At 33.4% G+C, this 23,213-nt stretch carries 26 protein-coding genes; 13 read left to right on the forward strand and 13 right to left on the reverse strand.

What is annotated here, in order from left to right; translation table 11 throughout:
- Positions 1–7: 7 nt before the first annotated feature.
- Positions 8–1,078, reverse strand: a complete 1,071-nt coding sequence (locus AC2H4K_RS13655) for a putative type IX sorting system protein PorV2 (protein ID WP_281139992.1) — start codon at positions 1,076–1,078, stop codon at positions 8–10.
- A 143-nt stretch (positions 1,079–1,221) separates the two neighbouring features.
- Between AC2H4K_RS13655 and AC2H4K_RS13660 the strand changes: the two genes are divergently transcribed.
- From AC2H4K_RS13660 to AC2H4K_RS13670, 3 genes are read left to right on the forward strand one after another with little or no spacing between them, the layout of a single operon-like run.
- Entirely contained in the window at positions 1,222–1,980 is a 759-nt protein-coding gene (locus tag AC2H4K_RS13660) for a CDP-alcohol phosphatidyltransferase family protein (protein WP_281139991.1), read from the forward strand.
- A gap of 40 nt (positions 1,981–2,020) precedes the next feature.
- The gene (locus AC2H4K_RS13665; RefSeq protein WP_281139990.1) at positions 2,021–2,836 is read left to right on the forward strand and encodes a TerC family protein; all 816 of its coding nucleotides are present in this window, start codon (positions 2,021–2,023) and stop codon (positions 2,834–2,836) included.
- Between the two features lie 8 nt (positions 2,837–2,844).
- Positions 2,845–3,150 (forward strand): hypothetical protein, encoded by a 306-nt coding sequence (locus tag AC2H4K_RS13670; protein WP_281139989.1) that lies wholly within the window; start codon positions 2,845–2,847, stop codon positions 3,148–3,150.
- Here AC2H4K_RS13670 and lptB read toward each other — a convergent pair.
- From lptB to AC2H4K_RS13690, 4 genes are all read right to left on the reverse strand, one after another.
- Complete coding sequence (lptB, locus tag AC2H4K_RS13675; protein WP_281139988.1) at positions 3,147–3,887, reverse strand: LPS export ABC transporter ATP-binding protein; 741 nt, start codon at positions 3,885–3,887, stop codon at positions 3,147–3,149. The two genes, AC2H4K_RS13670 and lptB, sit on opposite strands and share 4 nt — an antisense overlap.
- A gap of 73 nt (positions 3,888–3,960) precedes the next feature.
- On the reverse strand, positions 3,961–4,308 hold the full coding sequence (locus AC2H4K_RS13680) for a carboxymuconolactone decarboxylase family protein (RefSeq protein WP_281139987.1): 348 nt from the start codon (positions 4,306–4,308) through the stop codon (positions 3,961–3,963).
- Positions 4,309–4,317: 9 nt separating this feature from the next.
- On the reverse strand, positions 4,318–5,151 hold the full coding sequence (tatC, locus tag AC2H4K_RS13685) for a twin-arginine translocase subunit TatC (RefSeq protein WP_493742495.1): 834 nt from the start codon (positions 5,149–5,151) through the stop codon (positions 4,318–4,320).
- Positions 5,151–6,116 carry a KpsF/GutQ family sugar-phosphate isomerase gene (locus tag AC2H4K_RS13690; protein WP_281139985.1) on the reverse strand — a complete coding sequence of 322 codons (966 nt, stop codon included), beginning with the start codon at positions 6,114–6,116 and terminating at the stop codon, positions 5,151–5,153. The genes tatC and AC2H4K_RS13690 overlap by 1 nt, the downstream gene beginning before the upstream one ends.
- Positions 6,117–6,204: 88 nt before the next feature.
- On the opposite strand from AC2H4K_RS13690, the gene recQ reads away from it, so the two are divergent.
- Positions 6,205–8,406 (forward strand): DNA helicase RecQ, encoded by a 2,202-nt coding sequence (gene recQ / locus AC2H4K_RS13695; RefSeq protein ID WP_281139984.1) that lies wholly within the window; start codon positions 6,205–6,207, stop codon positions 8,404–8,406.
- Positions 8,407–8,754: 348 nt separating this feature from the next.
- Here recQ and AC2H4K_RS13700 read toward each other — a convergent pair whose 3' ends face one another.
- Complete coding sequence (locus AC2H4K_RS13700; RefSeq protein ID WP_281139983.1) at positions 8,755–9,210, reverse strand: hypothetical protein; 456 nt, start codon at positions 9,208–9,210, stop codon at positions 8,755–8,757.
- 172 nt (positions 9,211–9,382) lie between these two features.
- On the opposite strand from AC2H4K_RS13700, the gene AC2H4K_RS13705 reads away from it, so the two are divergent.
- The 3 genes from AC2H4K_RS13705 (at position 9,383) to AC2H4K_RS13715 (ending at position 11,620) form a co-directional block, all read left to right on the forward strand.
- Complete coding sequence (locus AC2H4K_RS13705) at positions 9,383–10,315, forward strand: peptidylprolyl isomerase (protein ID WP_281139982.1); 933 nt, start codon at positions 9,383–9,385, stop codon at positions 10,313–10,315.
- Positions 10,316–10,421: 106 nt separating this feature from the next.
- Positions 10,422–11,126 (forward strand): tetratricopeptide repeat protein, encoded by a 705-nt coding sequence (locus AC2H4K_RS13710; RefSeq protein WP_281139981.1) that lies wholly within the window; start codon positions 10,422–10,424, stop codon positions 11,124–11,126.
- Between the two features lie 74 nt (positions 11,127–11,200).
- Positions 11,201–11,620, forward strand: a complete 420-nt coding sequence (locus AC2H4K_RS13715) for a hypothetical protein (RefSeq protein ID WP_281139980.1) — start codon at positions 11,201–11,203, stop codon at positions 11,618–11,620.
- Between the two features lie 49 nt (positions 11,621–11,669).
- Here the strand turns inward: AC2H4K_RS13715 and AC2H4K_RS13720 are convergent, their stop codons facing one another.
- Positions 11,670–12,230: a type 1 glutamine amidotransferase domain-containing protein gene (locus tag AC2H4K_RS13720; RefSeq protein ID WP_281139979.1), complete on the reverse strand. Its 561-nt coding sequence runs from the start codon at positions 12,228–12,230 to the stop codon at positions 11,670–11,672.
- A 288-nt stretch (positions 12,231–12,518) separates the two neighbouring features.
- Here AC2H4K_RS13720 and AC2H4K_RS13725 point away from each other — a divergent pair, with 288 nt between their 5' ends.
- On the forward strand, positions 12,519–13,991 hold the full coding sequence (locus tag AC2H4K_RS13725; protein WP_493742496.1) for a T9SS type A sorting domain-containing protein: 1,473 nt from the start codon (positions 12,519–12,521) through the stop codon (positions 13,989–13,991).
- Between the two features lie 56 nt (positions 13,992–14,047).
- Here the strand turns inward: AC2H4K_RS13725 and AC2H4K_RS13730 are convergent, their stop codons facing one another.
- Genes AC2H4K_RS13730 through recF form a run of 6 tightly spaced genes read right to left on the reverse strand, consistent with a single transcriptional unit; the run spans position 14,048 to position 19,185 of the window.
- Positions 14,048–14,404, reverse strand: a complete 357-nt coding sequence (locus AC2H4K_RS13730) for a hypothetical protein (RefSeq protein WP_493742497.1) — start codon at positions 14,402–14,404, stop codon at positions 14,048–14,050.
- The gene (locus tag AC2H4K_RS13735) at positions 14,397–16,808 is read right to left on the reverse strand and encodes a penicillin acylase family protein (protein WP_281139976.1); all 2,412 of its coding nucleotides are present in this window, start codon (positions 16,806–16,808) and stop codon (positions 14,397–14,399) included. The genes AC2H4K_RS13730 and AC2H4K_RS13735 overlap by 8 nt, the downstream gene beginning before the upstream one ends.
- A 57-nt stretch (positions 16,809–16,865) precedes the next feature.
- Positions 16,866–17,348: a CIA30 family protein gene (locus tag AC2H4K_RS13740; protein ID WP_281139975.1), complete on the reverse strand. Its 483-nt coding sequence runs from the start codon at positions 17,346–17,348 to the stop codon at positions 16,866–16,868.
- A 29-nt stretch (positions 17,349–17,377) separates the two neighbouring features.
- Entirely contained in the window at positions 17,378–17,674 is a 297-nt protein-coding gene (locus AC2H4K_RS13745; protein ID WP_281139974.1) for a DciA family protein, read from the reverse strand.
- 9 nt (positions 17,675–17,683) lie between these two features.
- Positions 17,684–18,109 (reverse strand): lipocalin family protein, encoded by a 426-nt coding sequence (locus AC2H4K_RS13750; RefSeq protein WP_281139973.1) that lies wholly within the window; start codon positions 18,107–18,109, stop codon positions 17,684–17,686.
- On the reverse strand, positions 18,106–19,185 hold the full coding sequence (gene recF, locus AC2H4K_RS13755; RefSeq protein WP_281139972.1) for a DNA replication/repair protein RecF: 1,080 nt from the start codon (positions 19,183–19,185) through the stop codon (positions 18,106–18,108). The genes AC2H4K_RS13750 and recF overlap by 4 nt, the downstream gene beginning before the upstream one ends.
- 139 nt (positions 19,186–19,324) lie before the next feature.
- On the opposite strand from recF, the gene AC2H4K_RS13760 reads away from it, so the two are divergent.
- The 5 genes from AC2H4K_RS13760 (at position 19,325) to mutL (ending at position 23,210) form a co-directional block, all read left to right on the forward strand.
- Positions 19,325–20,089, forward strand: a complete 765-nt coding sequence (locus AC2H4K_RS13760; protein ID WP_281139971.1) for a tetratricopeptide repeat protein — start codon at positions 19,325–19,327, stop codon at positions 20,087–20,089.
- Between the two features lie 3 nt (positions 20,090–20,092).
- Positions 20,093–20,599: a 6,7-dimethyl-8-ribityllumazine synthase gene (ribH, locus tag AC2H4K_RS13765; RefSeq protein ID WP_281139970.1), complete on the forward strand. Its 507-nt coding sequence runs from the start codon at positions 20,093–20,095 to the stop codon at positions 20,597–20,599.
- A 241-nt stretch (positions 20,600–20,840) separates the two neighbouring features.
- Positions 20,841–21,056, forward strand: coding sequence for a hypothetical protein (locus tag AC2H4K_RS13770; protein ID WP_281139969.1), 216 nt, complete (start codon positions 20,841–20,843; stop codon positions 21,054–21,056).
- A 7-nt stretch (positions 21,057–21,063) separates the two neighbouring features.
- Positions 21,064–21,348 carry a riboflavin synthase subunit beta gene (locus tag AC2H4K_RS13775; RefSeq protein WP_281139968.1) on the forward strand — a complete coding sequence of 95 codons (285 nt, stop codon included), beginning with the start codon at positions 21,064–21,066 and terminating at the stop codon, positions 21,346–21,348.
- Complete coding sequence (gene mutL / locus AC2H4K_RS13780) at positions 21,348–23,210, forward strand: DNA mismatch repair endonuclease MutL (RefSeq protein WP_281139967.1); 1,863 nt, start codon at positions 21,348–21,350, stop codon at positions 23,208–23,210. The genes AC2H4K_RS13775 and mutL overlap by 1 nt, the downstream gene beginning before the upstream one ends.
- The last annotated feature ends 3 nt before the right edge of the window (positions 23,211–23,213 follow it).

Consider the following 23,213-nt stretch of genomic DNA (forward strand, 5'->3'; position numbering starts at 1 on the left):
CACTTGTTTATCTGAAAATGCTAAAGTCTATTTTTAGTGAAAACACATTAGAATATAAGGCTGCACTTTGGTCGCCAATATCTGTAAAGGCATAATCTATGTGAATACCTTTGTATTTAAAACCGACTCCAAAATTAGGCTGAAAAGTAACTTTTTCAGAATCGTCAATCTGAAGTTCATTCTGAAAATTACCAACACCACCTCTCAAAAATACTAAATTTGTATAACCGAATTCAAAACCTAAGGCAGGATTTATACTTGCAAATGATGTTGAAATAATATCATTGTTTTCAGCAAAACGAATATTTAAGTTAGCAGCAGCAAGTAAGGAATAGTCATAATGAAAAATCCATTTTTTAGATAGTCCAAATTGTAATTTAGGTATGGTGATTTCTGTCGTTTCAGGAAGTTCTTGGTTTTGACCATCAATAGCGCCACTAATTTGTTCAAACTTTTCTTCATCTATAGACCAAGCATTATAAGTTGTGGTTATGTCACGTGCCATCAATCCAAATTTCCAGCCATTATTTCCTTCAAATTGAATGCCAGCATCAAGACCAAAACCCCAAGCTGAGGCAAAGTCACCGATGATACGTCTTATTATTTTAGCGTTTACTCCAAAGTTCAAACCATCTAAAGGTAATTTTCTAGCATAAGAAAAAGTTAACCCATAATCTGCGGTTGAAAATGTACTTATCCTATCGTAATTAATATTGCCTTGGTCGTCAATTAATTGTGTAGTATCCAAAATGTCATCTACACCAAACCTTATTAAAGATATTCCAACAGCGCTTCTGTCATCTAAAGACATTCCGTAGGCGATGTAATTATAATTGGCAATATTGGCAAAATAACTAGAATGCATTAGAGCAAGCTGGTTGTCTTCTAAATGTACTAATCCTGCAGGATTCCAGTAGCCAGAATTGACATCGGAAGTTAGTGAAACCACGGCATTGCTCATACCCAAAGCAGCAGCATCTACACCAATATTCATAAATTCATTAGAATATTTTCTAGTAGTTTGAGCTGAAACAAGAAATGTAGCGAGAGTTAAGAGAATTACATAGTAATTTTTCAACAGCAAAATTTTTTACAAAGATGCACAATATTTTTCTATCTATTTAACTGTAAAATAGCCTTCTTATTGTTTTATTTTGGGTCAAAATAGAAAATAATAAGATTAGACTGAAATACTTTTTTATTTTTACATAAACTATTTCGATGAGCCTAAAACATCATATTCCCAATTTAGTAACCTTACTAAATTTATTTTCAGGTTGTATTGCCGTAATTTTTGCAGTCCATGGTAATTTTGTTAGTGCTGCTTTTTTTGTTTTTCTAGGTATATTTTTTGATTTTTTTGATGGACTTTTAGCACGCAAATTAAAAGTGCAAAGTCCACTAGGAATTCAGTTAGATTCTTTAGCGGATTTGGTAACGAGTGGAGTTGTACCTGGAATAGTGATGTTTAAATTAATTTCATTAACTGTAGATGCTCCAGATTACGCAATGTATAATGATAGTTGGAATTCAGTTTTTCACTGGCAAGGTTTTAAAATGTCAGTTTTGCCATTAATAGGGTTATTGATTCCTTTAGCATCAGCATTTCGTTTGGCAAGATTTAACTTAGATGAAGATCAGCAAACATTTTTTAAAGGTCTTCCTACTCCAGCAAACACTTTATTGATATTTTCCCTACCATTAATTCTAGAGTTTCAGAACAATGATATTATGAACAATATCATTATTAATAAATGGTTTTTGATTTTTATAACCTTATTAAGTTGTTATCTACTAAACTCAAGTATAAAGTTATTTGCCTTAAAATTTAAAAACTGGAGTTTTAAAAATAATGCAATAAGATATATCTTTCTAATACTTAGTGTGGTATTATTAATTATATTGCAATTCGCTGCAATACCCATAGTGATAATTATGTATATACTATTATCATTATTGGATGCGAAAAACATAAACTAAACCTTATATAACTAACCAAAAAAAACCGTCTTGCTAAACTATGGCTCAAGTTATTTTTACACTATTAATGCTTGTGATGTTACAAGCAGTCTTAGGGTTCGATAATCTACTTTACATATCTCTAGAATCTAAAAAAGCTCCAGAAGCCGATCAAAAAAGAGTAAGAAAAACAGGAATTTTGATAGCAATTGTACTTAGAATAGTACTGTTATTTATTCTTGTACGTGTTATAGGTTTTTTTCAAGAACCATTTTCATTTCTAACTGGTGAAATTGAAAACGTATTAGATTTTGCTTTTAATGGCCATAGTATTATTGTACTTGTCGGAGGAGGATTTATCATTTATACAGCGATTAAAGAAATTTGGCACATGATTTCATTACCTAACTTAGATCATGATGTAGAAGATGATAAAAAGACAAAAAAGTCAGCAAATGCAACCATTACTAGTATAGTTATTATGAATTTGGTGTTTTCTTTTGATTCTATATTGGCAGCAATAGGTCTAACAAGTGAAATTGAAAACTCAACAACAGCATTTATTGTTATAGCTATAGCTATTGTTGCTAGTGGCTTATTGATGCTTTTCTTAGCAGATAGAATCTCAGCGTTCTTAGCAAAAAACAGAATGTATGAGGTTTTAGGTTTATTTATATTGTTTATTGTTGGTATAATGCTAGTGACTGAAGGAGGTCATTTAGCACATTTAAAGATTTTTGGAAACGAAATAGTACCGATGAGTAAAACAACTTTCTATTTTGTAATAGCAGTGCTTGTGATTGTAGATATTGTTCAAGGACGATACCAAAAGAAATTATTGAGTGAAGTTGAAGCTAATAAGTCGAACATTAAATAATATTAAAAATGAAAAAGTTTAAATTAAAATCTTTCCTCATTGTCTTTTTTGTTTTAATGGTGATTGAGTTTCTTGTTGGTTTAGCAGATGTGTTTTTGCACCGCTCCAAAAATGAATTGTTTACGGTAACTTCAATTATAATGTCAGTTTTTAGCTTACCTATAAGTTTAATTAATAGAAATTTACCTTTTTATGTGGCTGAAGATTTATATATGCGAGTTGTTTTTTGGACTATCAATACATTAATACAAGCCATGTTTGTATATGGCTTTATAGTATTCGTAACCAGACTTAAAAACAGGGAAAAAATTTAAAACTCAAGCTTCTTTTTACGTAGCTCAAAGTTTTGGCCTAAATAAACTTTACGAACCATTTCATCACTGGCTAACTCTTCAGGTTTACCAGCTTTAAGGATGCCACCTTCAAACATAAGGTAAGTTCTGTCTGTAATAGCCAATGTCTCTTGGACGTTGTGGTCAGTAATTAGAATACCAATATTCTTCTTGGTAAGTTTAGCAACAATACGCTGAATATCTTCAACGGCAACAGGATCTACACCAGCAAAAGGTTCATCTAAAAGAATAAAATTAGGATCTGTTGCTAATGCACGAGCAATTTCAGTACGTCTACGCTCGCCACCAGACAGTAAATCGCCACGGTTGGTTCTAATATGTCCTAAACCAAACTCTTCAATAAGTGACTCCATTTTTTCGTGTTGCTCTTTCTTACTCAATTTGGTCAATTGTAGTACACTAAGAATGTTATCTTCAATACTCAGTTTTCTAAATACAGAAGCTTCTTGAGCCAAATACCCTATACCGTTTTGAGCTCTTTTGTACATTGGAAACTTAGTAATATTGGTGTTGTCTAAAAAGATATTGCCACCATTAGGTTTAATAATACCAACAATCATGTAAAAAGACGTTGTTTTACCAGCACCATTTGGTCCTAATAATCCAACAATCTCCCCTTGGTTAACTTCCAAAGAAACATCCTTTACTACTTTTCGTCCACTGTAGGACTTCATTAAATGTTCAGCTCGTAATTTCATAGGTAATCAAAGAACGCTAAAAATAACAAAATCATATAGATTATGCTTTTCTAAGCAATCATTTATAAAAAGTTTAACCTTGATTTTCTATGGCTTCCCAGTATTCGTGGGCTCTTCTCAAATGAGGAATAACTATAGTTCCTCCAATCAAGGTAGCTATACCCAAAGCTTCACTAACTTCAGCTTTAGTGACACCTTCATTATACGAAGATTCAAGGTGATATTTTACACAATCATCACAGCGTAATACAGTTGATGCAACCAAACCAAGAAGTTCTTTCGTTTTTTTATCTAAAGCACCTTCAGAAAAAGCATTAGTGTCTAGGTTAAAAATGCGCTTAACAATCTTATTGTTATCAGCTAGAATTTTATCGTTCATTTTAGAACGGTATTCGTTGAATTCTTTTACGATATCAGACATAATTTAGGGTTAATTTTTGTTAGCTCTCGAGGATTTTCGAGATTGATTTTTCACTACAATAGCAGAGATATAAATACTAATTTGATATAATATCAAAATAGGAATCGCTACAATGACTTGGCTGGCAATATCTGGTGGAGTAATAATAGCAGAAACTATTAAAACAATGACTAATGCGAATTTTCGATATTGTTTCAAAATTTTAGGAGTTACCAATCCTACCTTAGTTAGGAAATAAATAATTATAGGTAATTCAAATACAAAACCAGAAGCAATAGCAGAAGATCTTACAATTGCAATGACAGAACTAACATCAAACTCGTTCTGTATTTGCTCACTGATTTGGTAGTTAGCCAAAAAGTTTAGGGATAGAGGTGTAATAATATAGTAGCCAAAGAGTACTCCTATAAAAAATAGAAGAGAGGCAACTACTAAAAAACCTCTTGAGTTTTTACGTTCATTAGGTCTTAAACCTGGACTTATAAAGCTCCATAATTGGTAAAGAACGTATGGAAATGAAATAATAAAACCAGCATAGATAGAAGTCCATATATGTGCGGAAAACTGACCAGCAACAGTTCTGTTCTGTATGATGAAAGGTAACTTTTCAGCACAAAAGGTTGTATCGGTCATACCCAAAAATTCAGAAGCTTGACAAAGCCACTGATATGTTGGGAATGTCATTACAGTTGGTCCAAAAATGATAACATCAAAAATGAACTTTTTAAATATAAAGGCCAATGTTGCAGCAACAACAACTCCTAGTGTAGCCCTAATTAAATGCCATCTTAAGTCTTCAAGATGGTCTAGAAATGACATTTCGTCAACCGTCTTCTTTGCCATTATATTATACCTTCTTTAATTAAGTCGTGTAGATGTACAACTCCAGCATATTCACCATCTTGTTCTACTAAAAGCTGAGAGATACCAAATTCTTCCATGAGCTCTTTGGCATCCACAGCCATAGCATTCTCATCGATTCTTCTAGGGTTGCTACTCATAATGTCTTTTGCTTTTAGACTCGCAATATCATCACTTTTACTTAGCATACGTCTAAGGTCACCATCAGTGATAATACCTGCGATTTTGTTATTGTCGATTACAGCAGTTACACCTAACATTTTTTCGGTAATTTCTACAATAACTTCTTTTAAGCTTGTTTCTAAACCGACTTGCGGTTTTTGGTTTTGAGAAGATAAATCGTTAACTCTTAGATATAAACGTTTGCCGAGTGCTCCACCAGGATGGTATTTGGCAAAGTCTTTACTTGAAAAGCCTCGTAATTCTAACAAACAAATAGCAAGTGCATCACCCATTACCAATTGAGCGGTAGTACTAGTGGTAGGAGCTAAGTTATTTGGGCAAGCCTCTTGTTCCACATAAGTATTAAGAATATAATCGGCTTGTTGACCTAAAAATGAATCTTTATTACCTGTAAGCGCAATCATTTTATTCTTTGCGTTCTTAATAAGTGGTACTAGAACCTTAATTTCTGGAGTATTTCCACTTTTTGAAATACAGATAACAACATCATCTTTTAAGATTAATCCAAGATCTCCATGAATTGCATCTGCAGCATGCATAAAAACGGCAGGTGTTCCAGTAGAGTTTAATGTTGCTACAATTTTATTAGCAATAATGGCACTCTTACCAACGCCAGTTATAATAACGCGTCCTTTAGAGTTGTAAATAAGCTCAACGGATTTAGCAAAATCATCGGTCAATAATTCAGCTATATGGTCTATGGCTTTGCTCTCTAATTTTATGGTGTTTTTTGCAGTATTTAGTATCGATTGTGTAGTGTTCAAAACTTATTCTTTATTGAATTTTTTAAGTTTAAAGAAATTGTTATCTTTAAACTTGTTGCAAATGTATATAAAATACTAATAGGGATTAATGAGTATTGCAGAAATTGACTTACACTCCGCGCTAAAAAAATACTTTGGTTTTTCAGAATTCAAAGGTCTTCAAGAGGAAGTTATAAGAAACGTTGTGGCAGGAAATAACACTTTTGTTATTATGCCTACAGGAGGCGGAAAATCATTGTGTTACCAGCTACCAGCTTTAATAAAAGGAGGTACTGCTATAGTGGTTTCTCCACTTATTGCTTTAATGAAAAATCAAGTGGATGCTATAAGAGCTGTGTCTGAACATGAAGGTGTAGCACACGTATTAAATTCATCTTTGAATAAAACTGAAGTAAAACGTGTTAAGGACGATATTGTAAACGGAATTACAAAATTACTTTATGTAGCGCCAGAATCTTTAACGAAGGAGGAATATGTAGATTTCTTAAAATCGGTTAAGATTTCTTTTATGGCAGTTGATGAAGCCCATTGTATTAGTGAATGGGGACACGATTTTAGGCCAGAATACCGAAATTTAAGACAGATTATAAAACGAATTGGTGAAGATATTCCGATTGTTGGACTAACTGCAACAGCGACTCCGAAAGTTCAGGAAGATATTCTAAAAAGTTTGGGAATGACGGATGCGGTGACTTTTAAAGCCTCCTTCAACAGACCAAACTTATTTTACGAAGTACGACCAAAAACCAAGAATGTCGATGCCGATATCATTCGTTTTATAAAACAAAATGAAGGCAAGTCTGGTATTGTATACTGTTTAAGTCGAAAACGTGTTGAAGAATTAGCACAAGTCCTTCAAGTCAATGGTATTAAAGCTGTGCCATATCACGCAGGTTTAGATGCTAAAACTAGAGTAAAACATCAAGATATGTTCTTGATGGAAGACACTGATGTGGTGGTCGCTACGATTGCATTCGGAATGGGTATCGATAAGCCAGATGTGCGTTTTGTAATTCATCATGATATTCCAAAGAGTATAGAAAGTTATTATCAAGAAACCGGAAGAGCAGGTAGAGATGGTGGAGAAGGTCATTGTTTAGCCTATTATGCTTATAAGGATATAGAAAAGCTAGAGAAATTTATGTCTGGTAAACCAGTAGCAGAACAAGAAATTGGTCATGCACTATTGCAGGAAGTAGTGGCTTTTGCTGAAACTTCAGTTTCTAGAAGAAAATTCATTCTTCATTATTTTGGTGAAGAGTTTGATACTGAAACAGGTGAAGGAGGAGATATGGACGATAACGTTCGTAACCCTAAAAAGCAAGTGGAAGCTAAAGATCAGGTTAAGATACTTCTCGATACAGTAGAAAAAACAAACGAAAAATATAAAGCTAAAGATTTAGTACAAGTAATAGTTGGTAAATCCAATGCTTTAATTGCATCTCACAAAACCGATACACAGCCATTTTTTGGAATAGGCAAAGATAATGATGCTAGATATTGGATGGCCTTAATTCGTCAAGTGTTAGTCGCTGGTTATCTAAAAAAAGATATTGAGACTTATGGAGTTTTAAGACTAAGTGAATCTGGTAGTGCTTTCCTAAAGGATCCAAAATCATTTATGATGGCTGAAGATCATGTTTATGATGAGGAAGCAAATGATGGTATTGTAACCAACGCTAAAGGAGGTAATGCTGTAGCAGACGATAAGTTAATGACAATGCTTAAGGATTTAAGAAAGCGAAATGCTAAAAAGCTAGGTGTACCACCATTTGTTATTTTTCAAGATCCCTCTTTAGAGGATATGGCTTTAAAATATCCAATTAATATAGATGAGCTTACAAATGTACATGGAGTAGGAGAGAGTAAGGCCAAAAAATATGGAAAAGATTTTGTGGCTTTAATTGCAGACTATGTTGAAGAAAACGACATTGTTAGACCCGACGATATGGTGGTAAAGTCTACAGGAAGTAACTCAGCTATTAAGCTATACATCATTCAGAATGTAGATAGAAAATTACCACTCAGCGATATAGCTTCGTCTAAAGGCATGGAAATGCCAGAATTCATCAAGGAAATGGAATCCATTGTATTTTCTGGTACAAAATTGAACATAGATTATTGGATAGACGAAATTTTAGATGAAGACCAACAAGAAGAAATCCACGACTACTTCATGGAATCTGAAAGCGATAAAATTTCTGATGCTATAGATGAATTTGATGGAGACTACGACGATGAAGAACTGCGTCTATACCGCATTAAATTTATGAGTGAGGTCGCAAACTAATAAAAAATAGACATACTAAAAGTCCCTAATATCCAAATTAAAGGAATGGATATTAGGGACTTTTTTACTATGTAAGATTTTGTAACCTATTTACGAATTAACAATTAAAGAAATATTAAATAGAACAGAGCACTGACTTTGTAAGCTTCCAATTGAAAAATGAAATTTTTATCAAGAATGGAATGATGCAATATTTATTCATTATATGAAGTTGATTCAAGTCGGATAAAAAAATGTTGATGCCTAAAGTTCTCTATTTAAGTGTGGAACTTAGCGTTAATGAATTTAGCATATAATAATATTACCTTATTTTTTGCAATGATGTAATTTTCAATGCTAAAAAGAAATTTAGCTTACTGAATCAGCAATATATTTAGAAAAATTAATATCCTGCTTTTTGGAAGTTAGTCGAATTTCAGTAAGCTTTTTGTCTTTCAGTGTTTCTATATCAGACTTTTCTATTTCAAAATCAATCTTGGTAATATAGCGTTTAGATACATTAGAATAATCAGATTCTAGCTCAGACATGTCAGAATTCAAATTTAGATCTATACCATCACCTTTTAGACGCAGTTTAGCACCATTAAAAGTCTTTACCTTAAAAGAACCAACTACAACGGTTTGTAAAAAATAATAACCGCCAAGCTCATTAAATCCAGCATAGAGTATATTACTTTCTGATACAGCAAACGGTTCATTTTCAATATCGTTTATTATCGCTTCGGTATGGTCATCAACATGGAGTTTCTCCATAGCTCTTATATTTCCAAATGCTGCGAGTAGTTTTGTTAATGAGAATGCCATATCTATTTTGGTTTCTGGCAAAACTAGCCAAAAAAGTTTGCATTTATGTAAAGTGATGTTTATGTCTTCTATGAAATGTTATTTCCAAACCCCAAACTTAGACTTCATACTTCAAGCTTCCTACTTAAAACAGAACTTCGTATCTTTGCAGCCTGAAACAAAAGAAAATAAAATGCAAGACGGTTTATACGCAAAATTCAACACCTCTAAAGGTGAGATAATAGTAAATTTAGAGTTCGAAAAAACACCTGGTACAGTAGGTAACTTCGTGGCTTTAGCAGAAGGAAATTTAGAAAATTCAGCGAAGCCTCAAGGTACACCGTACTACGATGGATTAAACTTCCATAGAGTTATACCAGACTTTATGATTCAAGGTGGTTGTCCTCAAGGTACAGGTACAGGAAATCCTGGTTACAAATTCGATGATGAGATTCACCCAGATTTAAAGCACGATGCTCCTGGTAAATTATCTATGGCAAATGCTGGTCCTGGTACTAACGGTAGCCAATTCTTTATTACGCACGTAGAAACACCTTGGTTAGACGGAAAACATACGGTTTTTGGTAGTGTTGTTGAAGGCCAAGATATCGTTGATGCTGTTGCGCAAGGAGATAAAATAGAGAGTTTAGAGATTATTAGAGAAGGTGAGGCGGCAAAGAACTTTAATGCAGTTGAAGCATTTAGAACCTTTGAAGGTGCTCGCGAAAAGCGTTTAGCGGCAGAAAAAGAAGCTGCAAAAGCTGAGTTAGATAAATTAGCAGCAGGTTTTGAGGAAACAGCTTCAGGTTTGCGTTACCAAATCATTCAAAAAGGTAATGGTAAAAAAGCTGAAAAAGGAAATATGGTTTCTGTACACTACAAAGGTCAGTTAGCTGATGGTACAGTATTCGATTCATCATACAAAAGAAACTCTCCAATAGATTTTCAGGTTGGAGTAGGACAAGTAATTCCAGGTTGGGATGAAGGTATTTGCTTATTAAACGTAGGCGACAAAGCACGTTTGGTAATTCCAAGTAACCTAGGTTATGGAGCTGCTGGTGCAGGAGGTGTAATTCCACCAAATGCAACTTTAGTTTTTGATGTAGAGCTAATGAACATAAAATAAGCCGAATTCAACACAGAATACGGTAACAAAATTGAATAAAAATCGTCTCACTTTATAGTGGGACTTTTTTTATGCCTATATTATAAACAATCCACATTTTTCTAAAATGAAAACCAATACATTACTCTTTACGCTATTACTATTTGCTGTTTTCAGTTGTTCTAAAAATGTTGAATATAGTGAAGCTTTCAAAAAGGAAACTTCAGGTAAATATTTATACACCCAAGATGATCTTCTAGAAGTTTATTATGAGGACAATGATCTTTATTTAAAATGGCGTGGTGCAGAAAAGATTAAGCCTGTAGTATTGAGTAGAGATGAATTTTTTGTAGCAGATATGTATAAAAAATTACGTTTCACAAAACATCCTGATACTAAAGAACACTACATATCCATTGTGCCTGAAGAAGAAGGAAAAGCTATAACTTATGACTATCTCAAAGTTTCAGACAATTATAAAACTCCAAGTCAATATTTGCAAGATGGCAATTATGAAAAAGCATTACAAGGTTTTCTAAAAATAAAACAAGCGGATTCTACGAGTATTGCAATAAGAGAACGTAGTTTTAATCAAATAGGTTATGATTTTTTAAGAGATAAAAAGTATGAGGAGGCCATAGAAGTTTTTATAATCAATAAGGAATTATATCCTAATAGTTCTAATGTCTACGATAGTTTAGCTGATGCCTATTTACGAAATGGTGATAGCCTGAAAGCTTATGAAAATTATAGCAAGTCTTTAGAGTTAGGAAACCCTAATATGAAAGCTATTAATTTTGTAGATATATATCGTAAGAAACTAGAAGAGTAAGAAATTTTCTAAACAAAATTACACTTAAGCGAAATAATTTTTATTTAAGTCTTAAATAGGCTTTATTTGAGCCTATGCAAAGTATTAAAGATACGGACTTCTACGATGATGTCCTTAAGGAGTTGAATTATAGTTTTGGTAATGTCTTTATTTTATCAGGAATTATAGTATCAGAAATGAATGAAGGAGTTGTTTTCTCATGGGAGGAACATGCTAATCAAATAGTTAAGGATGTTATCAATTTTACAGGTTCTGATGGAAGTGATATAGTTTATATTTCTCATAGAATTAATTCCTATTCGGTAGTACCGACAGATTGGTTAAAGTTTTTTAAGAATTTTAGCTTAAAGGGATATGGGATAGTTTGCTATAAGAATGTGGGTTTTTTTAATGTCGTGATAGAGAATCTTTTCTTCACCAAAAAAATCAGGAGATTTGGTAATTTAGAAGAGGCTTTATTATGGGTGAAATTTTTGGATACCGTTGAAACATAAAAAAAGTGGATGATATCATCCACTTTTAATTTGTCTATAGTTTAAAGGCTTACGCCATCTGCATTTCATGCTTACCTTCGTTAACTTCTTCAATTAATTTAGAATTGAAAATAGGCAAATCATTAGGGTTTCTGCTTGTTACTAAACCTTCGTCTACAACAACTTCACTATCTTCCCATTTAGCGCCAGCATTAACCATATCTCTTTTAATTGAACTGAAAGATGTAATTTTACGACCTCTTAAAACGTCTGCTTCAGCTAAAATTTGTGGTGCGTGACAAATTGCTCCGACAGGTTTTTTAGCATCAAAAAATGATTTTACAAAACGTATTGCTTTTTCATTTCTTCGTAATTGATCTGGATTAATGACACCTCCAGGTAACATTAAAGCATTGTAATTTTCTTGTGAAACTTCATCTATAGTCTTGTCAACTTTGTATTCGTTACTCCAGTTTCCATTTGCCCATCCTTTAATGTTTCCAAGCTCTTCTGAAACAATATGGACTTCAGCACCTGCTTTTGTTAAGGCTTCCATAGGTTCTTTAAGTTCGCTTTCTTCAAATCCGTTTGTGGCTAATATAGCAACTGTCTTTTTATTTAAATTTTCCATGATATTATTGGTTTTATAGTTATTAATTCGATTCATTATAAAGTTACTAACATCATAACTTAAATACGAATTTATAAGGAGGCTTAACGTGGATTTAGTATGGTTTGTTAAAGCTTATATATAATGTGTTAAATTATCAAGTAAGTGTTAAACAAATTAACTTATTGAAGTCGATAGTTTTTCGATGGTATATTGAATATTCAGAAAATTCCTATAAAAAATTGCTTTTTTAACAGTTCTTCTAAGCATGATTCTATAACTTTAGAAAAAACTTAAAAATTATTTAATATGAAAAAAATTCTACTCAGTTTATTTGTAAGTATTTGTTTTGGTAGTGTCTTGATTGCTCAGGGCTACACAACTCCAGGCACAGGTTTGGTGTATAGCTTAGATGACCTTGTGACGGACAGCCCATCAACTATTTCGGTGTCAGGCACAACTTACACATTAGTTGACGACCTTACCATTTCCGCAGGTGATACATTACTAATAGATTCAGATATTACCTTAGAAATAGGAGAAGATATAAGAATCACTGTTTTTGGTGTTTTTAATGTTGATTCGAATAGTGTAGTGTTCACTGCAATAGATCCAACCTTACCTTATGATGGTTTTAGGTTTGAAGAGTTTTCGGATATCAATATTCAAAATGCTACAATACAATATGGTGGTGGACTACGTGTACTTACGGAAACGTTTACGATAAATAACTCTACACTGACTAACAATGTTTCTGGTGTATCTACAGGTAGTGTTATTTCACTTTCAAGGGGAATGCCACAAATTACTAATAACACTATTACTTTTAATGAAACACCAGCTATAAGTTCTGGTGCAACTAATCAGGTGTCTCCTTATATTTTTAACAACTATATAGAAGGCAATAATCAGGCTAATAGTAATCGTCCGCAAATAAATATGGGAACAACTTTACCAGGCGACCCTATTCAAATTATTCAAAATACAATTAAAGGTGATCCTAATATAGATCAAGCTGGAGGTATAGCAGTATCTAATTTTGTAGGAGGTGCTATTAATGCTATTATAGATGATAATATAATTTATGATAATCGTTATGGTATTGCTATTATGGGTAATAACTCTTTTGCATATATAAGAAATAACATTATTGAGGATAATAACACTCAAGGTAGTCCTAATTTAGGTGGTAGTGGAATTTCATTAAACACGTCTTCTGCAGGAATGGATGTTATTGCCAGTGGTAATCAGATTAGAGGCAATCTTTGGGGAATCACATTGCAAGGAGAAGCTTCTATTAATTTAGGAGATGGTTCTAGTAATGTTGGTGAAAATGTGTTTTCTGATAATGGTAATGGTGGTGTTATATATGCGCTTTATAACAACACTTCCAATTCTATTATGGCAATGGGTAACTGTTGGGATGAAGACAATGCGCCAAACACATTGGCAGACGCTGAAGCTGTAATTGTGCATCAAAATGATATTTCATCATTAGGCTTGGTAACTTTTGATCCTGTAAACTGTGCATTCTTATCTGTTGATGAAGTTAGTGTAAATGATATCAAGATATTTCCAAATCCGACTTCAGGTCAAGTAACGCTTTCAAATAATATTGATTATAACCAAGTGAATGTATATAGTATCGAAGGTAAATTGATTCTTAATAAATCATTAGTTGTTGGAGATAATAATTTAAGCCTTAACTTAAATTCAGGTTTGTACTTATTAGAATTTGAAGGTTCAAATACAAAATCAACCCAAAAGTTGATAGTTCAATAATTACCCGTTAAATTCAGTCAAATAAAATAGAGCTCTACTTTTATAGTAGAGCTTTTTTATTTTTTGTTGAAAATCATTTGTACTTGCTTTCCTAAAATAGCAGATATACCAGCAGCTAATCCACCAACTATTCCGCTAACTAGCATCAGTAAATAAGGGTTACCACCTAGAGGTAATAACACAGCAATTTTCTTAGCAAGAAGAAAATCATTTGCACTACTTAATATAAAACTGTAGCAAAACCAAAACAGCAGAATTGCTAAAAACGGAGTGAAAAACACACTAAACCTTTTCAGTGGAATTAACAAAGCGGTTACAAAAGAAGCAACCATTACAGACCACCATGGCAAAACCAATGCTAATAAATAAGCAAGTACAATAGTGAGTATAAAGTTTAAAATATTCTTATTCATGAGGTACTAGTATTTGAGTGCCTATAATAGCATCTGTTTTCTGATTGTTTTGTAAAAAGTTTAGGCTGTGGTATTCTCCCTTTGCCCAATCATCAATAAAATTATCATAGTATTTACTGCCTGGGTTTCCAGATTGTCCACCAGGATAAATGCCTAAAGCTGTTGGTGGTGATGTCATTTCAACAATCATTCGCCATGATGGGCCCCAATTTTCAGAAGTTGCATTTACGATATTTTTTCCACCACCAATAGGAATGTCAAATCTAGAAAATGCAGGAAGTGCTTGTAGCAAATGACCAACAAAAGTACCTTTATAATTCACCCATTTTAAATTCCCGTGCTCTTTCTTCCGAGCAGTAAGTTCCTCTACAGCTTTAGAAAAACTAATTCTGAACAAATCTTCGGCATTTTCTTTTTTAGGTGTGTCAACAATATCCATAAACGCATCATCACCTTTATGTTTTAAAAGATAAATAGATTGGTAAGTGTAAGGTGACATTAGTGCAGTGCTATCAACTTCAAATTCATCCCAAAGTGTGGTGTAAAGCTCTTTCCACCAAGTACTCCAGATACTTGGACCAACTTCATCCATATCATTATTATACTGCCATTTTTTTGCCATATCATAGATCTTCTTTTCTTCTTTTGAAAAATTAGACGTATCCATATGCTCTAGCATATATGGCATAAGTTCAGCAGCTTTTAGATTGTAATTATTGTTGTGTAAATCCTTGAAATCTTGAATAGAGAAAGTTTCCTTTGAATTAAAAAAATCATTAATAACACGATTTCTATAGGTTTCATAACCGTCATTGTAAACAAAATAAGGATAGGCTTCATCAACAGGATGTTGATTGGCAGAACTAACAAAACCGCGCTCAGGATTTTTAGTATGAGCATTGAATTGCTGAGGAATAAAACTTTGCCAGTCATTTTCAGATTTGCTTCCATCCATAACAAATTTACCCTGACCTTCCCATTTGTTAGGAAACAAGCCTTGAATCCAAAGTGCTATGTCTCCTTCTGTGGAGGCAAAAACAAAATTTTGAGCTGGTGCAACCCAATGGCTTAAGGCATCAACATAATCATCATAATTTTTTGCCTTGTTAAGTTTCAAAAAGGTTTTTTGTCCATTTCCAGGAATGTAGCCTGTCCATTGCATAGCATAACCGGCTAATTCTTCTTCAGATTTAAAGTTTTTGTCAAAGACCACAGGTCCGTGATGTGTGTATAAAACCGAATCCTTAAAAGAAGGTTTCCCTTTAATTTTTATGTCTTCAACTCTTACGGTTACATCTTTCCATTCGTCATCAAATTTATATTTTGTTCGGTCCTCGTTAAATTCAATTTTATACCAATCAATAACATCTCTTGTTGCATTTGTTTCTCCCCAAGCTATATGCTGATTAAAACCTGATATTACAGCTAAAGCTCCCGGAATTGTAGCGCCAAAAGCATTGTGATTAGGTGTGCTCAATTGCATAACATACCAAATAGAAGGGAGGTTTAAACCTAAATGAGGGTCATTGGCTAAAATTGGATGACCAGAATAGGATTTTTCACCCGAAACAGCCCAGTTATTACTACCGTAGTTTGGATCAGGTCGGTCAATATTTTCGGAAATGGAATCTATAAGAATTTCTGAATCAGGATGTGGTGTTTGAGGTGCATCAATAAAGCTCCAGTCCGTTTCCTTTGGAATGATAGGATCCGTAACATCAAAAAAATCAGGGAATAATAAATCGAAGCGTTCTTTTCCGAATAATCTTAAAGCATTTGTGTTTTCTATATCTTCATCACCACCAGCAAGCATTTTTGTCATGTACATTAGCAATAATGCTGTTTTTTTAGGTGTCCAAGCTTCGGGTTTGTAATCTAGTAATTTGTATTCTACAGGATAATCTTTCGGGTCTAATTGATTGATATAGCTATTAACACCAGCAGCATAAGCCTCTACAATGGCCATTGTTTCTTGGTCTTGAGACATCTTTTTAACGGTTTGCTCAGCACCATAACCCATACCTCGTCGTCGTTCTTGTCTGTCGTAGTTTAAGGCGGCTTCACCTATAATTTCAGATAAGCGACCTGCAGATGCATAAGTTTGAAATTCCATCTGCCAAAGTCTATGTTTAGCAGTGAGGTAGCCTTGAGCTCGGTATAAGTCCAAATCATTTTTTGCAAACACATGCGGAATCAATTGCTCATCATAATGTACGGTAACTTCCTCTTTTAAATCAGGAATTTGAATTTTTCCACTGGTGGTTTCGTCAGTTTCATTTTGCCACACACCAGAATAAGGGTTTAAAAACTTGCCAATTGGCGGAATTGATCCCAGCTTGGTGTTCAGTGCATAAAAAATGCCTATAGTTAAAACTAAAGACACTATAAGTTTAAAGTACTTCATATGTTGAAATGAATAAGTATCTAAAAATACAAATATTATGGATAAATGTAATAGCTCTTATTCTAAGCTGATGGAATCAATAAGTAACTTAAAATTTTCAGCTTTTTTATTACTAATTAGAAATGAGACTTCTTCTATTTGTTGACCTTCAAAATTTGGAAGGTCCAGTGATTTACCTCGGTAAGTGGCCGACATTTTAGAAAAAGGAATTTCAATAGTTTGCCATTTTTCGTTGGTAGAAAACTTGTACTTATAGGAGTGATTATTGCTTTGTTTGTCCTTTACTCTTAATTGATAATCCTTGCCATCACCTTTAATTTTTATGATGAATTTTGAAAAAGAAGACGTATTTAAGGTATTGAACTTGTAGTGTAAAGAAGAAAAACCACCATTGTTTTCAAGAGAAACTTTGCCTGAGAATTTACCATGCCCATTCTTGCTCAGAGAAAATGTTCCGTTGGATTCTCCTCCCATTACAACATCATCAATAATAGTCCAATCGTTTATATCAGTAAAGGTGTTGAAGTTGAAGAGGGTCATTTAAAAATGTAGTTTTTTTGAAATTTAATCTATCTCAAAACAAGCTTTTTAACCACATCTTTGCCAATAGATTCATTAAGCATTTTTACAATCTTTTCGTTGCCATAGCTCAACTCTTCACGTAAAACACTACTACTTAATTGTACGTATAGTGTTTCGTGTTTTAATTCAATAGCTGTAGTGTAGTTGTTAACACCGTTGCCCATAAGATTGGCCCAAGCTTCACGAACGTTGACTTTATCCAAGCCTTGTTCCAAATTATTAGTCTGGACAAATTCTTTAAGAATATCTTCAATCGATTGGTTGTCGTTGTTACGTTTAGACATAGCTTTTTTTTATTCCTCTACATCCAATTGTATTGGATTGTAGCGTTTATATAAATATACGATTTTGTTTTTGTTTATCACTTTTAGGGTTTCAGAAGAGGCATCCAAAACGGTTTCTTTCCAATTATCGTAAGGTGTACTGTAATATAAGTTTAAACTATCGTTTTCAATTTTTAGGATTAATTTTTCGGCATCATCAGAAGTGAAATACGTATCATTAATACCTGGTTTTAACTTTTTTCTGTAACCTTTAAGACTGTCTTGATCAAGATGAATATAATCAACAGTATCACTGAATTTATATTCCTTTTTGTCGCCTGTAGGCATAGTCACCGATTCAATTTCCCAATAGCCTTCAAGGAGAGGAACAAATTCTTCAGGATTTTTTGAACAGCTTAAAATTACTAAGCATAATAGCCATAAGTAATGTCTCATAACTTGAAAATTTTATAGGATTGGTGCGTTTGTTTTATCACGTCTTCGGTACGCTCGGCATGTGTGTCGCTAATAAATATTTGTCCAAAATGATCATCGTCCACAAGGTTAATAATTTGAGCCACTCGGTTTTCATCGAGTTTATCAAAAATATCATCAAGCAATAGAATGGGTGAAACACCACTTTGTTGTTTTATAAAATCGAACTGAGCCAATTTTAAGGCAATAAGAAATGATTTTTGTTGTCCTTGACTTCCAAACTTTTTAATAGGGAAATCATCAATAGTAAACACTAAATCATCCTTGTGAGTACCGACACTAGTGTATTGTAAAGCTTTGTCTTTGTTGAGATTTTGAGCTAGTAATGTGCTTAGTTCATTATCAAATAAATCACTTTTATACTTCAGGTCAATAGCTTCCTTACTTTGACTAATGGCTTCATAACGTTCCTTAAAGATAGGAATGAATGTGTTTAGAAAAGCATCTCTTTTTTTGAAAATTTCAGTACCATAAGTATGCAATTGTTCATTGTAAATAGAAAGCGTATCTGCATTAAACGTATTGTTTAAAGCAAAATATTTCAATAAGGCATTACGTTGCGAAAGTACCTTGTTATAATTGATTAATTCCGATAGATAAGTCTTATCACTTTGAGAAATTACACTGTCTATAAACTTACGTCTGGTGTCACTGCCTTCAATGATTAAGTCTCGATCGGCAGGAGAGATAATTACTAAAGGAATAAACCCAATATGCTCACTAAACTTTTCGTAAGGTTTACCGTTTCTTTTTATAACTTTTTTCTGTCCGCGTTTTAGGGATACGATTATTTTTTCCTCACGCTCATTCTTCGTGAAATTACCATCTACTACAAAAAAATCAGTGTCGTGCTTTATATTTTGAACCGCAATAGGATTAAAATAACTTTTACCAAAAGCGAGGTGATAAATAGCATCTAAAGCATTGGTTTTTCCTATTCCGTTGGCACCAACAAAACAATTTATTTTGGTGTCAAAATCAAAAACCTGACTTTCAAAATTCTTATAATTAACTAAAGATAACGTGTTTAGATTCATAAAAGAGGAACGATTTTCCTATTTTTAGAGGTGTAGCAAAGCGTTTTTTTCTCTCAAAAATTATTCAAAAATAACAAATAAATAGGCTTTTAAATCCCAATAAAAATTTTATTTTTGCGCACGCATTAAACGACAAGATATGGCAACGTATAAGAAAAGAGGCTATAAACCAAAAACTCAAAAGGAGAAGGAAGAAGTTGTAGAGGAAGCTTCAACAACAGCAGAGGTATTTAATACTTTAGATGAAGGTGCTTCTAAAACCGAAGAGTGGGTTGTTAAGAATCAAAACTACATAATTGGTGTTATTGGAGCGATTGCTGTAATCGTTTTAGGTTATTTAGGTTACGAAAAATTTGTAGCAGAGCCAAACCAAAAAGAAGCTATGAACGAAATGTACACAGCTAAAAAGTATTTTGATGATGCAGCAAGTGGTATTTCTTCAGATTCACTTTACCGTATGGCCATTGAAGGTGGAGAAGGTAAGTTTGGTATGACGGATATCGCAAGCGAATATAGTGGTACACCAGCTGGAAATCTTGCAAACTATTATGCAGGTATGGCTTATTTAAATCTTAAAGATTACCAACAAGCTATTGAATATTTAGATGCATTTTCTAGTGATGATAAAATGTTAGGACCAATTGCTAAAGGTGGTATTGGTGACGCGTTTGTTCAATTAGATCAATTAGATAAAGGTTTAGAGTATTACGAAAAAGCCTTTAAAGCAAATACTAACGACTTTACAACTCCGCTTTATTTATTAAAAGCAGCTAGAGTAGCGCTTGATTTAGGTGAAAATCAAAAAGCATTAGATTATCTAAAACGTATAGAATCTGAGTTTTCTGAGTCTACTGAAGCAGGTCAAGTTGAGGTTTTAATAGGAAAAGCAGAAGCAAGCTTATAAAATATGGCTACGGCAAATCATAATTTATCGAACTACGATAAAGCAACAATCCCAAACGCGAAAGACTTTCGGTTTGGGATTGTTGTTTCAGAATGGAATGACAATATAACCGAAGGACTTTGGCAAGGTGCTTTTGATGCCCTTATAGATTGTGGTGCGGTAAAAGAAAATATTGTCCGTTGGAATGTTCCTGGAACTTTTGAATTAACCTACGGAGCTGCCAGAATGTCTAAAAGCATTTATGCCGATTCTGGAATGTTAGACGCTATTATTGTAATAGGTTGCGTTATTCAAGGTGAAACCAAACATTTCGATTTTGTTTGTGAAGGTGTTACCCAAGGTATTAAAGATCTTAACTTAACAGGGGATATTCCTGTTATTTTCTGTGTGCTAACAGATAATAATATGCAGCAGTCTATTGATCGTTCTGGTGGAAAACACGGTAATAAAGGCACCGAGGCAGCTATTGCAGCTATAAAAATGGCAGAGCTAAGAAAGCAGACGAAGTAGTTTCCAGTTTTTGGTGTTTAGTTCCTGGTATTCTGTGTAAAACATAGGCTTAATAATTAGCCTTTTAATAAACAACTTTACACTTTAAACTCTACACTTAAGACTTTGTTACTATAATACTTTTCAACCTTCCAACTTCATAATGGCATCCTTTTTGTTAATAATTTTAAGGAATCCTTAAGTGAATTTTCCTTGTATTTTAAGTACTTTTGAGGATATTTCAGGTTTAAATAATAGGTGTTTGTTCAATCAAAGAAAAAATAAACGTTTTACTTATAAACCTCGCTTTCAGGATTCTGATGAAAAAGAGTCGAAAGACGACTTCGAGACTAAATGGAATAAAGCTAAAGAAAATAATAAACGACGCGGTAATATCTTTACCTCATTACCAGCTTTAATTATCATGTTAGTATCGCTTTTTGTTTTAATGTATATTCTTGAAGGATATATAAAATAAGGATATTATGGGATTAATGAAATTGAAAAAAAATAAGAAGTTTAATTATAAGCCTCGTTATTATAAAGGAGATGGAAATCCTTATGAGCTAAAACATAAGTTTGATGATTACAGAACTACTGTAAATCCAGCAAAAGGTCTTAAGGGGAAATTTAACGCAGCCATAGATGATTATAATCATAATAGAGATGAAAACGTTAACAGACGTGTTCTTATTATTGTCGGCATTTTAGTGTTGTTATTCTTGCTTATCATTGGTTTCGACCTTTCTATTTTCTTGCCCAATAGCTAATGACAGATATTATTCAACTTTTACCAGATCATGTTGCTAACCAAATTGCGGCAGGTGAGGTGGTACAACGACCAGCTTCTGTTGTTAAGGAACTTTTGGAAAACGCGATTGATGCTGAAGCTTCTGAAATTAAATTAATTATAAAAGATGCTGGAAAAACGCTTGTTCAAGTCATTGATAACGGCAAAGGCATGAGCGTTACTGATGCGCGACTGTGTTTTGAGCGTCATGCAACTTCAAAAATTAAATCTGCTGAGGATTTATTCCAATTGAATACAAAAGGGTTTCGTGGTGAAGCATTAGCTAGTATTGCTGCTATTGCGCATGTGGAATTGAAAACCAAACGACCAGATGATGAGTTGGGTACAGCTATAGAAATCGAAGGAAGCAAAGTGACTTCTCAAGAGGTTACGGTAACTCCAACCGGAACTTCAGTCGCCGTAAAAAACCTTTTTTTTAATATACCTGCTCGTCGTAATTTCTTAAAATCAGATACTGTAGAATTGCGTCATATCACAGATGAATTTCATCGTGTAGCATTGGCGCATCCCTCTATTGCATTTGCTTTTTATCATAACGGTAGTGAATTATTCAACGTGCCACAAGAGAATTACAGACAACGTGTGGTTCATATTTTTGGTGCTAAAACCAATGAAAAATTAGTGCCTGTTGAAGAAGAAACCGAAGTCCTAAAAATTTCAGGATTTGTTGGTAAACCTGAGTATTCCAAAAAGACCAAGTCAGAGCAATTCTTTTTTGTGAATCAGCGCTTTATAAAAAGTCCGTATCTCAACCACGCCCTTAGTTCAGCTTTTGAAGGTCTATTGAAAGATGGTTATCACCCAAGCTATTTTTTGAATCTTACGGTAGATCCAAAATCTATAGATATTAATATCCATCCAACAAAAACAGAAATAAAATTTGATGATGAGCATACACTTTATGCCATATTAAGATCGGCTGTAAAGCATAGTTTAGGCCAATTTAATATTGCACCTGTGTTGGATTTTGAACAACAAAGTAGTTTCGACACTCCATATAATTATAAAGATAAAGTAGCTACTGCACCAAAAATAGAAGTCGATAGAAGTTTTAATCCGTTTGCAGATGACAAGCCTATAGAGCGTAAGCAATCATCTTTTCAAAGAACTGCTTTTAAACAAGCGCCTACAGCATCTTGGGAAAGTTTGTATGTTGGTTTAGAATCAAAAGGTAACGGGTCAGATGACGATTTTAGTCAAGTTACTTTTGAAAGCGATTCTAAAACAGCTTCTGTTTTTGATGAGAATTCTGTAGAAACAACAAAGACAACCTTTCAGTTACAGCAAAAGTATATTGTAAGCACGCTTAAATCGGGAATGCTTGTTATAGATCAAAATAGAGCGCATCAGCGTATTTTATATGAAAATTTTCTAAAGCACATAACTATTAAAGAAGCAACAAGTCAGCAGTTATTGTTTCCGCTTCAGTTGCACTTTACACCGAATGAGACTAAAATTATAGAAGAATTAAAAGAAGATTTAGAGCATACGGGTTTTGTGTTTTCAGAATTAAATAACAAAGAAGTTACCATAACAGGTGTGCCAATTGGTGTACCCGAAAGTGAAGTGTCTATCATTTTAGAACAACTTATTAGCGATGTGGAAAATGATGTGCCAGACGCTAGTTTTAGTGCTGCAGATTTATTGGCAAAATCTATGGCAAAAAGTTTAGCCATTAAAAATGGACAAACGCTTAACGGAACTGAACAGGAGCATATGGTAAACAGTTTGTTTGCTTGTAAGGAACCTAATGTATCACCAACTAACCGACCAACATTTATCACAATGGCAGTTGAGGATATTGAAAAGAAATTTATGTAATAT

Source organism: Winogradskyella sp. 266wxhm (assembly GCF_058964685.1).

Coding starts and splice junctions, on each gene's coding strand:
- AC2H4K_RS13660 (WP_281139991.1), top strand. CDS start 1,222: ATGAGCCTAAAACATCATATTCCCAATTTAGTAACCTTACTAAATTTA.
- AC2H4K_RS13665 (WP_281139990.1), top strand. CDS start 2,021: ATGGCTCAAGTTATTTTTACACTATTAATGCTTGTGATGTTACAAGCA.
- AC2H4K_RS13670 (WP_281139989.1), top strand. CDS start 2,845: ATGAAAAAGTTTAAATTAAAATCTTTCCTCATTGTCTTTTTTGTTTTA.
- lptB (WP_281139988.1), bottom strand. CDS start 3,887: ATGAAATTACGAGCTGAACATTTAATGAAGTCCTACAGTGGACGAAAA.
- AC2H4K_RS13680 (WP_281139987.1), bottom strand. CDS start 4,308: ATGTCTGATATCGTAAAAGAATTCAACGAATACCGTTCTAAAATGAAC.
- tatC (WP_493742495.1), bottom strand. CDS start 5,151: ATGGCAAAGAAGACGGTTGACGAAATGTCATTTCTAGACCATCTTGAA.
- recQ (WP_281139984.1), top strand. CDS start 6,205: ATGAGTATTGCAGAAATTGACTTACACTCCGCGCTAAAAAAATACTTT.
- AC2H4K_RS13700 (WP_281139983.1), bottom strand. CDS start 9,210: ATGGCATTCTCATTAACAAAACTACTCGCAGCATTTGGAAATATAAGA.
- AC2H4K_RS13705 (WP_281139982.1), top strand. CDS start 9,383: ATGCAAGACGGTTTATACGCAAAATTCAACACCTCTAAAGGTGAGATA.
- AC2H4K_RS13710 (WP_281139981.1), top strand. CDS start 10,422: ATGAAAACCAATACATTACTCTTTACGCTATTACTATTTGCTGTTTTC.
- AC2H4K_RS13715 (WP_281139980.1), top strand. CDS start 11,201: ATGCAAAGTATTAAAGATACGGACTTCTACGATGATGTCCTTAAGGAG.
- AC2H4K_RS13720 (WP_281139979.1), bottom strand. CDS start 12,230: ATGGAAAATTTAAATAAAAAGACAGTTGCTATATTAGCCACAAACGGA.
- AC2H4K_RS13725 (WP_493742496.1), top strand. CDS start 12,519: ATGAAAAAAATTCTACTCAGTTTATTTGTAAGTATTTGTTTTGGTAGT.
- AC2H4K_RS13730 (WP_493742497.1), bottom strand. CDS start 14,404: ATGAATAAGAATATTTTAAACTTTATACTCACTATTGTACTTGCTTAT.
- AC2H4K_RS13735 (WP_281139976.1), bottom strand. CDS start 16,808: ATGAAGTACTTTAAACTTATAGTGTCTTTAGTTTTAACTATAGGCATT.
- AC2H4K_RS13740 (WP_281139975.1), bottom strand. CDS start 17,348: ATGACCCTCTTCAACTTCAACACCTTTACTGATATAAACGATTGGACT.
- AC2H4K_RS13745 (WP_281139974.1), bottom strand. CDS start 17,674: ATGTCTAAACGTAACAACGACAACCAATCGATTGAAGATATTCTTAAA.
- AC2H4K_RS13750 (WP_281139973.1), bottom strand. CDS start 18,109: ATGAGACATTACTTATGGCTATTATGCTTAGTAATTTTAAGCTGTTCA.
- recF (WP_281139972.1), bottom strand. CDS start 19,185: ATGAATCTAAACACGTTATCTTTAGTTAATTATAAGAATTTTGAAAGT.
- AC2H4K_RS13760 (WP_281139971.1), top strand. CDS start 19,325: ATGGCAACGTATAAGAAAAGAGGCTATAAACCAAAAACTCAAAAGGAG.
- ribH (WP_281139970.1), top strand. CDS start 20,093: ATGGCTACGGCAAATCATAATTTATCGAACTACGATAAAGCAACAATC.
- AC2H4K_RS13775 (WP_281139968.1), top strand. CDS start 21,064: ATGGGATTAATGAAATTGAAAAAAAATAAGAAGTTTAATTATAAGCCT.
- mutL (WP_281139967.1), top strand. CDS start 21,348: ATGACAGATATTATTCAACTTTTACCAGATCATGTTGCTAACCAAATT.